This is a genomic window from Methylobacterium sp. J-001, from assembly GCF_022829565.1.
In the GTDB taxonomy this organism is placed as follows: domain Bacteria; phylum Pseudomonadota; class Alphaproteobacteria; order Rhizobiales; family Beijerinckiaceae; genus Methylobacterium.
Genome location: NZ_JAKSYN010000133.1, coordinates 71,319 through 84,022 on the forward strand (window position 1 = coordinate 71,319; position 12,704 = coordinate 84,022).

The following is a 12,704-nucleotide window of genomic DNA, read 5'->3' on the forward strand; positions in this document are numbered from 1 at the left end:
TGCGTCGTCGTTTCTCCGAGCGTGCGGTTGTTGTCGCGCTGTCGTCAGTTGTTCTACATGAGGCCAGTCTGCGCCCCACGGATTTGCCCCTCGCTATGACACCCGCCGACAGACGCGGTCCGGCGTCGCGGACACGCCGGTTCAAACCATGGACGGGCCTGGATGCCTTGGCGTCCTTCTGGTCCTTCGGATACGACCCGATCCGGTGTCTGCATCGCGACGAGGCCGAGGCTCTGCGGGGTGACGCTCTCCGTATCGGTGACGACCTGCGCGCCGTGACCGCGCGCGAGGCGGTGCGTGCGCCGATCAAGCGAGACTAGACCATCACTTCCCCAGCCAGCATTGGGCCGATGAAAACCCTGATCGGTCTCTTCTCCCTGCGCCGCCGCTCGATCGCGGTGCGGCTGGCCGTGTCGGCGTTCCTGTCGAGCTCGGCGATCCTGCTGATCGCGGCCTGGATCCTGACGACCCTGTACCGGGAGAACACCGAGCGCGCCTTCGACAGCCGGCTCCTGGTCTTCACCAACAACCTCGCCACCGATCTCGTCTCGCCCAACGATCCCGAGAGCCGAACGTTCTCGCTCGGCGATCCGCGCTTCGACCTGCCCCTGTCCGGCTGGTACTGGCAGGTCGGCAAGCCCGATGCGAAGCCCCGGGACCTGCGCACCTCCCGCTCCCTCGTCGGCGTGCCGCTGGGGCCCGCCACCGATGCCGACGGCAAGGTCGGCGTCGGGCAGATCCGCCAGGGCTACGGCAAGGCCCAGGACGGGCGCCTGCTGCGCATCATGGAGCGCGACGTCGATCTCGGCGAGGAGGGCCGCTACACGGTGCGGGTCGCGGGGCCCGCCGACGAGATCGTCAACGACGTCGACCGGTTTCGCAATTCACTGACCATCACGTTCGGGCTGCTCGGCCTGTCGCTGGCGATCACCACCCTGCTGCAGATCCGGTTCGGCCTGGCGCCCCTGAAGAAGATGCGTGCCGCGCTCGGCGCCGTGCGCCGGGGCGAGGCCGACCGGATCACCGGCACCTATCCGCGCGACATCGCCCCGCTCACCGGCGAGGTGAACCTCCTGATCGAGACCAACCGGGAGATCCTGGAGCGCGCCCGGACCCAGGTCGGCAACCTCGCGCACGCGCTCAAGACGCCGCTCTCGATCATCGTCAACGAGGTCGGCGCCTCGGACGCGCCCGAGGAGCTGTCCCAGAAGATCCGCGAGCAGGCCGCAGTGATGCGGGACCAGGTGAACTACCACCTCGACCGCGCCCGCGCCGCCGCGCTCGCCGGCACCCTGGGCACCTCCACGGAGGTCGAGCCGGCCCTGGCCGGCCTCGTGCGCACCTTCGGCAAGATCTACCGGGACAAGGACATCGCCTACGATGTCCACGTTCCCCCGGGCCTGCGCTTCCGGGGGGAGCGCCAGGATTTCGAGGAGATGGTCGGCAATCTCGTCGACAACGCCTCGAAATGGGCCCACGGCCGGGTGGCGATCCGGGCCGAGGCGGTGGCCAAGCACGATTATCCCCACCTCGTCGTGGCCATCGAGGATGACGGCCCGGGCCTGCCCCCGGAGGCCCGCCAGGCCGTGCTCGGGCGCGGCCGCCGCCTCGACGAATCGAAGCCCGGCTCGGGCCTCGGCCTCTCCATCGTGGCGGACCTCGCCGCCCTGTACCGGGGGCGCTTCACCCTGGAGCAGGCGAGTCTCGGCGGCCTGCGGGCGGTCCTCGAAGTGCCGGGCGACGCGCCGGTGGGTGCGGCCAGCCATTGATCCGACGCGGGTTTTTCCGCCGTGGGACGCGGCCTCATGGCTCGCGCCTGCCCCTTGTCATCGTGCTGAAGTTGCGTGACACCGTCCCGCCGCCGGAGGCCGTCGTGGCGTCCAGCCGCCGGATCCACAGGGCGTGGGGAGGCGCGGGTCAGTCGGGCTCGCTGGCGAAGGTTCGATGACGGCGATCTGGTTCATCTTGGCGGGCATGACCGCAGCTTGCGTGCTGGGCCTGCTCTGGCCGATGTCACGGCGCACCGCCGTTCCGGTCGGCGAGGGCGGCGGCTCCAGCGTCGATACCGAGACCGCGTTCTACGAGGATCAGGTCGCCGAGATCGCCCGCGACCAGGAGCGCGGCCTGATCGCGCCCGACGAGGCCGAGACCGCACGCGCCGAGGCGGCCCGCCGGTTGCTCCGGGCGAGCCGCGACGTCCGGCGCGATGCCGAGGATGCCGACGCCGACGAGGCTGCGCGCCCGGCCGAGCCGCGGCTGCGCCGGCGCCGGGCGGCCTCCGCCTTCGCGCTGTCCACGATCCCGCTGGTCGCGCTGATCGCCTACGGTCTCTACGGCTCGCCGGAACTGCCGGCGCAGACCGATGCCGACCGGCAGGCCGCCCGCGGCGGCACCGAAGACCTGATGAAGGCTGTCGGCCAGATCGAGGCGCGGCTGGCCCGCGACCCGAACGATGCCCGCGGTTGGGCCGTGCTCGCCCCGGTCTACATGCGCACCGGCCGGTTCGACGACGCGGCCCGCGCCTTCGCCAACATCGCCCGGCTGAAGGGCGAGACCGCCGACACCCTGGCCGATTGGGGCGAGGCCCTGACGGCGGCGGGCGAGGGCACCGTCTCGCCCGAGGCCAAGGCGCTGTTCGAGAAGGCCCAGGCCAAGGAAGCGAACGCGCCCAAACCCCGCTTCTATCTCGCCCGGGCCGCCGAGCAGGCCGGCGATCCCGGCGAGGCGATCCGCCAGCTCACCGCCCTGCAGGAGGCGAGCCCCGCCGACGCGCCCTGGCTCGGGCTGGTCCGGCAGAACCTCGCCCGGCTCAAGGGCGAGCCTGCGCCGCCCGCCGCGCCCCCGGCGCCCCCAAAAATTCCGGCCGAGCAGCAGGCCGCGATCCGCGGCATGGTCGACGGGCTCGATGCCCGGCTCAAGACCGGCGGCGGGACCCCCGACGAGTGGCTGCGGCTTACCCGGTCGCGCGCGGTGCTCGGGGAGCGCGATCAGGCGATCGCCGCCCTGGCGCGGGCCCGGGTGGCGCTGGCCGGCGATCCGCAGGGGCTCGCCCAGGTCGAGGCGGGCGCCCGCATCCTGGGCCTCGATCCGGGCAGCGAGACCCCGCCGGCGCCACCCGGTCCCATGGTCGCGCCCGCACCCCGCTCCGACACCGAATCGGCGGCCGCCGCCATGCAGGCGATGGGTCCGGCGGAGCGCGACGCCGCGATCCGCGGCATGGTCGACGGCCTCGACCGGCGCCTCGCGGCCCGGGGCGGCACGCCGGACGAATGGCTGCGCCTCGTGCGCTCCTACAGCGCGCTGGGTGAACACGATCAGGCGATCAAGGCCCTCGACCGCGCCCGGATGGCGCTCGCCGCCAATGCCGAGGCGGTGAGCCGGCTCGACGGGCTCGCCCGGGAGCTCGATCTGCCCGCCAAATCCGATCCCTGACGGCGGCGCGCGGCTGTTCGTACGACAATCGGTCCCGGCCTGCGCCCTTGACCGGCGCGGCTGCCGGGCCGACACCCTGCAAGGCTAGAATGAGAACGGTTCAGGTCTGGTCGGGTATAAGCCCGCCGGATCCCGGGGTGGAAGACACGTGACGCGCAAGAGCCGCCGCCTGATCCTGATCGCCGCCTGCGGCAGCGTCCTGGCGCTCGCCGTGGGGCTGATCCTGTTCGCCATGAGCGGCTCGATCGTGTTCTTCCGCTCGCCCACCGATATCGCCCAGCAGGGCATCGCCCCCGGCACCCGCTTGCGGCTCGGCGGGCTGGTCAAGGACGGCTCGCTCCGGCGCGGGCCCGACCAGACGGTGGATTTCATGGTGACCGATACCAACGCCACCGTCGAGGTCCAGTACAAGGGCCTGTTGCCCGACCTGTTCCGCGAGGGGCAGGGCGTCGTGGCCGAGGGCATGCTCGAGCCGGGCGGTCGCTTCCGCGCCGACACCGTGCTCGCCAAGCACGACGAATCGTACATGCCCCGCGAGGTCGCCGACGCCCTCAAGGCGCAGGGCCGCTGGCAGGAGGGGGGCGACAAGGGCGGCCCCAAGGCCGGCCCGAAGCCCGTCACCGCCTCGAACGGCGGGACCCTCGGGCCCCGCAGCGAGCGGTAAGGAAACCGGCATGATCGTCGAGACCGGCCATTTCGCGCTCGCGCTCGCGCTGGCGATCTCCCTTGTCCAGATGGTGATGCCGGTCTGGGCCGCCCGCTCCGGCGACCCGGCCCTTCGCCAGGTCGCCTCGCAGGCGGCGCTCGGCGCCTTCGCGTGCGTGCTCTTCGCCTTCGCGGCCCTCACCTGGGCGCACGTGACCTCGGACTTCTCGGTCCAGAACGTGGTCGAGAACTCGCACACGCAGAAGCCGCTGATCTACAAGTTCTCCGGCGTCTGGGGGAACCACGAGGGCTCGATGCTCCTCTGGGTCCTGATCCTGACCCTGTTCGGTGCCTGCGTGGCGGCGGCCAAGAATTCCGTGCCGCCGCGGCTGCGCGCCAACACGCTCGGCGTGCAGGGCCTGATCACCTTCGTGTTCGTGCTGTTCATCATCACGACCTCGAACCCGTTCAGCCGCGTGGTGCCGGCGCCGCTCGAGGGCAACGACCTCAACCCGCTGCTCCAGGATGTCGGCCTCGCGATCCATCCGCCGCTCCTCTACATCGGCTATGTCGGCTTCTCGATCAGCTTCGCCTTCGCGGTCGCCGCCCTGATCGACGGGCGGATCGACGCGGTCTGGGCCCGCGCGGTGCGGCCCTGGACGCTCGCCGCCTGGTCATTCCTGACGCTCGGCATCGCGATGGGCTCGTACTGGGCCTATTACGAGCTCGGCTGGGGCGGCTGGTGGTTCTGGGATCCGGTCGAGAACGCCTCCCTGATGCCCTGGATCGCCGGAACGGCCTTGCTGCACTCCACCGTTGTGATGGAGAAGCGCGACGCCCTGAAGGTCTGGACGGTGCTGCTCGCCATCCTGACCTTCTCGCTGTCGCTGATCGGCACCTTCCTAGTCCGCTCCGGGGTGATCACCTCGGTACATTCCTTCGCCACCGACCCGACCCGCGGCGTCTTCATCCTGGCGATCCTGATCCTGTTCATCGGCGGCTCGCTGACGCTGTTCGCCTGGCGGGCGCCGCTGCTGCGCCAGGGCGGCCTGTTCGCGCCGATCTCCCGGGAGGGCTCCCTCGTCCTCAACAACCTGTTCCTCGTGGCCGCCTGCGCCACGGTGTTGGTCGGCACCCTGTACCCGCTGCTGCTGGAGATGCTGACCGGGGAAAAAATCACGGTCGGGCCGCCCTTCTTCAACGCCACCTTCATCCCCCTGGCGATCCCGCTCCTGCTGATCGTCCCGTTCGGACAGGCGCTCGCCTGGAAGCGCGGGGACGTGCTCGCCGCCTCGCAGCGCCTGTTCGCGGCGCTCGCCGTCGCCCTGGTGGTCGGCTTCGCGGTTCTGGCCCTGACCTGGGGCGGCCCCGTGATGGCGCCGGTCGGGATCGGTCTCGGCGCCTACCTGCTGATCGGCTCCGCGCTGGAGATCGTCTCCCGGGCCCGGGGCTACGGAGCCAGCCGAACGCGCAACCTCGGCCAGATCGGCCGCCGGGCCATCGGCTTGCCGCGCTCGGCCTGGGGCACCGCGCTCGCCCATGCCGGCGTCGGCGTGGTGGTGATCGGCATCGCCGCCCAAGGGTGGGCCACCGAGGGGCTGGCGACGCTCAAGCCCGGCCAGACCCTCTCCACCGGCCCCTACACGGCGACCCTCGACCGCGTCGCCCCCCGGGCCGGCCCGAACTACGAGGAGGCCGCGGCCTTCCTGACGATCCGGACCCGCGCCGGCGACGAGGTCGGCCGGGTCGAGACCGGCAAGCGCTTCTACCCGAGCCGCAAGATGTCGGTGACGGAATCGGGCCTGCTGACCATCGGGGCGAGCCAGGTCTATGCCAGCCTCGGCGAGATCGGCCAGGACGGCGGGGTCGGCGTGCGCCTCTACTACAAGCCGCTGGTGCTGATGATCTGGCTCGGCGCCGTGGTCATGGCGCTGGGCGGCGGGCTGTCGCTCACCGACCGCCGGATGCGTGTCGGCGTCCCGGCCAAGGCCCGGGCGCGGGCGATGCCGAACGCCGCCGTGCCGGCCGAGTGATGGGTCGGGATATGGGATTGCGCGCAAGGTCCCGGTGGATATTCCCTCCCCCCTCTGCGGGGGAGGGTACCCTGCGCAGCAGGGGGGGAGAGGGGCAGCGCGATGGAGCGGGTTTCGGCTCCTGGCGCGATCTGCCCTGCAGCGTCGCTCCCCTCTCCCGACTCCTGCTGACGCAGGGGGCACCCTCCCCCGCAGAGGGGAGAGGGAGGGCGCGTGGCCGCCTCGCCTACGCATTCTTGGCTATCCTCGCGCTCGCCGCCCCGGCTCACGCCGTGCAGCCCGACGAGGTTCTAAAGGATCCGGTGCTGGAGCATCGGGCCCGGGAGATCTCGTCCGAGCTGCGCTGCTTGGTCTGCCAGAACCAGTCGATCGATGATTCCGACGCGCCGCTGGCCAAGGACCTGCGCGTGATCGTGCGCGAGCGCCTGCAGAAGGGCGATACCGACCCGGCCGTGCTGCGCTACGTCGTGGACCGCTACGGCGAGTTCGTGCTGCTGCGGCCGGTCTTCGCCCTGCACACGCTGCTGCTCTGGCTGACCCCGATCCTGGCGGTCCTGCTCGGCGCCTTCGGAATCTGGCGCCTCGCCCGCCGCCGGCCGGCCGCGCCGGTCCGGACCCTGTCGGCGGCCGAGGAGGCGGAGGTCGCCGCGCTGCTCCGACGGGAGTAGACTTCGGCGCATCGCGATTCGCCCGGATCGAATCGGCACGAGTCTTGGATCCGGTAGCGCAGATCGCATGATCGGCGACGCGCCCGGGGTAGAGACGATGACTGCCGCCACGCTCACCATCTCCAGTCGCAACTACTCGTCCTGGTCCCTGCGGGGCTGGCTGATCTGCCGGATGGCGGGGCTCGCCTTCGACACCGAGGTTCTGTCGGGCACGGATGCGACCAGCCGGGCGGAACTGCTGCACCTGTCCCCGTCCTTCCTGGTGCCGCGCCTGCGGCACGGCGACGTGGTGGTCTGGGATACCCTCGCCATCGCCGAGTATCTCGGCGAGACCTTCCCGGAGGCCGGCCTGCTGCCGCGTTCCGTGGCCGAGCGTGCCCATTGCCGCTCCATCGCGGGCGAGATGCATTCGGGCTTCGTGAACCTCCGCTCGGCCCTGCCGATGAACCTGCGCGCGTTCCACCCGGGCTTCCGGGTGTTCAACGGCGCCCGGGCCGATATCGAGCGCATCATCACGATCTTCGACGATTGCCTGGATCGCTATGACGGACCGTTCCTGTTCGGGGAACGCCCGACCCTCGCCGACGCCCTGTACGCGCCGGTCTGCACGCGCTTCCGCACCTACGACGTGACGCTGCCACCCCGGGCCGCGGCCTATCGCGACACGATCCTGCATTGGCCCCTGATGATCGACTGGGCCGAGGCCGCCGCCGACGAGCCGGACGAGATCGAAGAGCTCGACATGGAGTTCTGAGCGCCCGCGCGGCACGGCGGATGCAATTTCTTGCATGGCACAAGATTCTGTTGCACTGCACCCAAGACGTCTCGCGCGATCTTGAACGTCGGAAAACGGAGTTTTAAGAAAGGCTTATCGCGCAGGGCGACCCGCGTCCTGGGATGGGTGACAGTTCGACAGGGATCCTTTGTCAGGCGACCGGACTGCGCGATTGATGGTGTTCGGCATTTCTGTTCCACTTCGCTTTAGAAAAGGAACAGACTGGGCTGGAAACCATGGCGCGTCACGAGCCCTGGAGCGCGGAACGCGCCACCGGGATCATTGCAGAGCATACCCATCTCGAAGGCGCGACGCTGCCGATCCTGCACGCGTTGCAGGAGGCCTTCGGATACGTCGATGGCGGCGCCGTGCCGCTCATCGCCGACGCGCTGAACCTGTCGCGCGCCGAGGTGCATGGCTGCATCACCTTCTACCATGACTTCCGGGCACACCCCGCCGGCCGTCACGAGGTGAAGCTGTGCCGGGCCGAGGCCTGCCAGGCTATGGGTTCGGACAAGATCCACCGCGAGATCCTCGGTCGCCTCGGCTGCGGCTGGCACGAGACCACCGCCGACGGCAGCGCCACGGTCGAGCCGGTCTATTGCCTCGGCCTCTGCGCCAACGGACCCGCAGCCCTCATCGACGGCGAGCCGGTGGCCCACCTGACCGCCGACGGCCTCGACGAGGCCCTGGCCGAAACCAAGCGGGAGACCCGCCAGTGAGCGTCACCCTTTACGTCCCCCGGGACGCCGTGGCGCTCGGCCTCGGTGCCAACAAGGTCGCCCGGGCCCTGTTTGCGGGCGCCGAGCGCCGCGGCCTTGACGTGACCATCGTGCGCACCGGCTCGCGCGGCCTGTTCTGGCTGGAGCCGATGGTCGAGGTCGCCACGCCTGAGGGCCGGGTTGCCTACGGGCCGGTCAAGGTCACGGATGTCGACGCCTTGCTCGATGCCGGTCTCGCCACCGGCGGCGAGCACGCCCTGCGCCTCGGCGACCCCGAAAAGATCCCGTTCCTCGCCCGGCAGCAGCGCCTGACCTTCAACCGCTGCGGGGTCATCGACCCGGTCTCGGTCGCCGATTACCGCGCCCATGGCGGCTATCGTGGGCTCGAGGCGGCGCTGAAGCTCGATGCCGAGGGCATCGTTGCCGCCGTACGGGATTCCGGCCTGCGCGGCCGGGGCGGCGCCGGCTTCCCGGCCGGGATCAAGTGGAACACCGTGATGCTCGCCAAGAGCGAGCAGAAATACGTCGTCTGCAACGCCGACGAGGGCGATTCCGGCACCTTTGCCGACCGGATGATGATGGAGGGCGACCCCTTCAACCTCATCGAGGGCATGACCATTGCGGCGATCGCCACCGGCGCGACCCGGGGTTACATCTACCTGCGCTCCGAATACCCGCAGGCCTTCGCGACCCTGAAGGAGGCGATCGCCAACGGCATCGAGGCCGGCGTGCTCGGCGCCGACATCCTGGGATCCGGCAAAACCTTCCACCTGGAGGTCCGGCTCGGGGCGGGCGCCTATATCTGCGGCGAGGAGACCTCGCTGCTGGAGAGTTTGGAGGGCAAGCGCGGCATCGTCCGGGCGAAGCCCCCGATTCCGGCGCTCAAGGGCTTCCTCGGCAAGCCGACGCTGGTCAACAACGTCATGACCTTCACGGCCGTGCCGTGGATCCTCGTGAACGGCGCCGGGGCCTACGCCGATTACGGCATGGGCCGCTCGCTCGGCACCCTGCCGATCCAGCTCGCCGGCAACATCAAGCATGGCGGCCTGATCGAACTCGCCTTCGGGGTGACCCTGCGCGAGGTGATCGAGGATTACGGCGGCGGCACCCGTTCGGGCCGGCCGGTGCGGGCTGTACAGGTCGGTGGGCCGCTGGGCGCCTACTTCCCGGACCACCTGCTCGACACGCCCCTCGATTACGAAGCGATGGCGGCCCAGAAGGGCCTCGTCGGCCATGGCGGCATCGTGGTGTTCGACGACACCGTCGACATGGCGAGCCAGGCGCGCTTCGCCTTCGAGTTCTGCGCCACCGAATCCTGCGGCAAGTGCACCCCCTGCCGCATCGGCGCGACCCGTGGCGTCGAGACCATGGACAAGGTGATCGCCGGCATCCGGCCGGAGACCAACCTCAAGCTGATCGAGGACCTCTGCGAGGTCATGACCGATGGGTCGCTCTGCGCCATGGGCGGGCTGACGCCGATGCCCGTGATGAGCGCGATCACCCACTTCCCTGAAGATTTCAGGCGCGCCGGCGATCTGCCGGTCGCGGCCGAGTGAAGGAGACGTCGATGGGCCTGATCAAGGAGATCGACTACGGCACGCCGATCCGCGTCGCGGAGCAGACCGTCACCCTGACGATCGACGGCATAGACGTGACGGTTCCGGCCGGCACCTCGGTGATGGCGGCGGCGATGCACGCCGGCACCCAGATCCCGAAGCTGTGCGCCACCGACAGCCTGGAGCCGTTCGGCTCCTGTCGGCTTTGCCTCGTGGAGATCGAAGAACGGCGGGGCACGCCGGCCTCCTGCACCACGCCGGCCGAGAACGGCATGGTCGTGCGCACGCAGACCGACAAGCTCGCCAAGCTCCGCAAGGGCGTGATGGAGCTCTACATCTCCGATCACCCGCTGACCTGCCTGACCTGCGCCGCCAACGGCGATTGCGAATTGCAGGACATGGCCGGCGTGGTCGGCCTGCGCGACGTCCGCTACGGCTACGAGGGCGACAACCACGTCGTGCCGAGCGCCGAGAAGTATCTGCCCAAGGACGAGTCGAACCCGTACTTCACCTACGACCCGTCGAAATGCATCGTCTGCAACCGTTGCGTCCGCGCCTGCGAGGAGGTGCAGGGCACCTTCGCGCTGACCATCGCGGGCCGCGGCTTCGACAGCCGCGTGGCGGCCGGCCCGACCAACTTCATGGAATCGGAGTGCGTCTCCTGCGGCGCCTGCGTGCAGGCCTGCCCGACCGCGACCCTCCAGGAGAAGTCGATCCACGAGTTCGGCCAGCCCGAGCACGCGGAGGTGACGACCTGCGCCTATTGCGGCGTCGGCTGCTCGTTCAAGGCCGAGATGCAGGGCACCCGCGTCGTACGCATGGTGCCCTACAAGGGCGGCAAGGCCAACGAGGGCCATAGCTGCGTCAAGGGCCGCTTCGCCTACGGCTACGCCACCCACAAGGACCGCATCACCAAGCCGATGATCCGCGCCAAGATCACGGATCCGTGGCGCGAAGTGTCCTGGGAGGAGGCGATCAGCCACGCGGCCTCCGAGTTCAAGCGGATCCAGGCGACCTACGGCAAGGACTCGGTCGGCGGCATCACCTCGTCGCGCTGCACCAACGAGGAGGCCTACCTCGTCCAGAAGCTCGTGCGCGCCGCCTTCGGCAACAACAACGTCGATACCTGCGCCCGCGTCTGCCACTCGCCCACCGGCTACGGCCTGATGTCGACGCTCGGCACCTCGGCCGGCACCCAGGACTTCAAGTCGGTCGAGAACTCCGACGTCATCTTGGTGATCGGCGCCAACCCCACCGACGGCCACCCGGTCTTCGGCTCACGGATGAAGAAGCGCCTGCGCCAAGGCGCCAAGCTGATCGTCGCGGATCCCCGCAAGATCGACCTCGTGAAGTCGCCCCACATCAAGGCCGACTACCACCTGCCGCTGAAGCCCGGCTCCAACGTCGCCTTCATCAACTCGCTGGCGCACGTCATCGTCACCGAGGGGCTGGTCGACGAGGCCTATGTCCGCGAGCGCTGCGATCTTGCCGAGTTCGAGACCTGGGCCCGGTTCATCGCCGAGGAGCGGCATTCGCCCGAGAACCAGCAGTCGTTCACCGGCCTCGATCCGGCCGAGGTCCGTGCGGCTGCCCGGCTCTACGCCACCGGTGGCGCGGCCGGCATCTATTACGGGCTGGGCGTCACCGAGCACAGTCAGGGCTCGACCATGGTGATGGGCATGGCCAACATCGCCATGGCCACCGGCAACATCGGCAAGCTCGGTGCCGGCGTGAACCCGCTGCGCGGCCAGAACAACGTCCAGGGCTCCTGCGACATGGGCTCGTTCCCGCACGAGTTCACCGGCTACCGGCACGTCTCGGACGACGCCACCCGCGAGAGCTTCGAGGCCCTGTGGGGCGCCAAGCTCGACGGCGCGCCGGGCCTGCGCATCACCAACATGCTGGATGAGGCCGTCGATGGCGCGTTCAAGGGGATGTACATCCAGGGCGAGGACATCGCGCAGTCGGATCCCGACACGCACCATGTCACGGCCGGCCTCAAGGCGATGGAATGCATCGTCATCCAGGATCTGTTCCTGAACGAGACCGCGAAATACGCCCACGTCTTCCTGCCGGGCGCCTCGTTCCTGGAGAAGGACGGCACCTTCACCAACGCCGAGCGCCGCATCTCCCGCGTCCGCAAGGTCATGCCCCCGATGGGCGGCTACGGCGACTGGGAGGGCACGGTGCTGCTCTCCAACGCCCTGGGCTACAAGATGGAGTACAGCCACCCGTCGCAGATCATGGACGAGATCGCCGGCCTGACCCCGAGCTTCACCGGCGTGTCCTACGCCAAGCTCGACGAGCTGGGCTCGGTCCAGTGGCCCTGCAACGAGAAGGCGCCGCTCGGCACCCCGATGATGCACGTGGATCGCTTCGTCCGCGGCAAGGGCCGGTTCATGATCACCGAGTTCGTGGCCACCGAGGAGCGCACGGGGGCCAAGTTCCCGCTGATCCTGACCACGGGCCGGATCCTGTCCCAGTACAATGTCGGCGCGCAGACCCGGCGCACCGAGAACTCGCGCTGGCACGAGGAGGACGTGCTGGAGATCCACCCGTTCGACGCCGAGCTGCGCGGCATCGTCGACGGCGACCTGGTCTCCCTGGAGAGCCGCTCCGGCGACATCGCCCTGAAGGCCAAGGTCTCGGAGCGGATGCAGCCGGGCGTGGTCTACACCACGTTCCACCACGCGAAGACCGGCGCCAACGTCATCACCACCGACTATTCGGACTGGGCGACCAACTGCCCCGAATACAAGGTGACGGCGGTGCAGGTCCGGCGGACCAACCGGCCGTCTGACTGGCAGGCGAAGTTCTACGAGGAGGATTTCTCGCTGACGCGCATTGCCCAAACTCTCGACGCGGCGGAGTGA

The 12,704-nt window shown here is 69.7% G+C and carries 9 protein-coding genes; all 9 read left to right on the top strand.

Annotation, left to right across the window (positions count from 1 at the left end):
• Positions 1 to 350 precede the first annotated feature (350 nt).
• Entirely contained in the window at positions 351 to 1,769 is a 1,419-nt protein-coding gene (locus MKK65_RS15570) for a sensor histidine kinase (protein WP_243958711.1), read from the top strand.
• A gap of 175 nt (positions 1,770 to 1,944) precedes the next feature.
• Positions 1,945 to 3,432 (top strand): c-type cytochrome biogenesis protein CcmI, encoded by a 1,488-nt coding sequence (gene ccmI / locus MKK65_RS15575; protein ID WP_243958713.1) that lies wholly within the window; start codon positions 1,945 to 1,947, stop codon positions 3,430 to 3,432.
• 148 nt (positions 3,433 to 3,580) lie between these two features.
• Positions 3,581 to 4,096, top strand: coding sequence for a cytochrome c maturation protein CcmE (gene ccmE / locus MKK65_RS15580; RefSeq protein ID WP_243958715.1), 516 nt, complete (start codon positions 3,581 to 3,583; stop codon positions 4,094 to 4,096).
• Positions 4,097 to 4,106: 10 nt separating this feature from the next.
• Entirely contained in the window at positions 4,107 to 6,110 is a 2,004-nt protein-coding gene (locus MKK65_RS15585; protein WP_243958718.1) for a heme lyase CcmF/NrfE family subunit, read from the top strand.
• 236 nt (positions 6,111 to 6,346) lie between these two features.
• Entirely contained in the window at positions 6,347 to 6,778 is a 432-nt protein-coding gene (locus MKK65_RS15590) for a cytochrome c-type biogenesis protein (RefSeq protein WP_243958720.1), read from the top strand.
• Positions 6,779 to 6,875: 97 nt separating this feature from the next.
• Positions 6,876 to 7,532 carry a glutathione S-transferase family protein gene (locus tag MKK65_RS15595; protein ID WP_243958723.1) on the top strand — a complete coding sequence of 219 codons (657 nt, stop codon included), beginning with the start codon at positions 6,876 to 6,878 and terminating at the stop codon, positions 7,530 to 7,532.
• Positions 7,533 to 7,789: 257 nt separating this feature from the next.
• Positions 7,790 to 8,275, top strand: a complete 486-nt coding sequence (locus MKK65_RS15600; RefSeq protein ID WP_243958725.1) for a formate dehydrogenase subunit gamma — start codon at positions 7,790 to 7,792, stop codon at positions 8,273 to 8,275.
• Positions 8,272 to 9,831: a formate dehydrogenase beta subunit gene (locus MKK65_RS15605; protein ID WP_243958727.1), complete on the top strand. Its 1,560-nt coding sequence runs from the start codon at positions 8,272 to 8,274 to the stop codon at positions 9,829 to 9,831. The genes MKK65_RS15600 and MKK65_RS15605 overlap by 4 nt, the downstream gene beginning before the upstream one ends.
• Before the next feature lie 11 nt (positions 9,832 to 9,842).
• The gene (gene fdhF / locus MKK65_RS15610; RefSeq protein ID WP_243958729.1) at positions 9,843 to 12,704 is read left to right on the top strand and encodes a formate dehydrogenase subunit alpha; all 2,862 of its coding nucleotides are present in this window, start codon (positions 9,843 to 9,845) and stop codon (positions 12,702 to 12,704) included.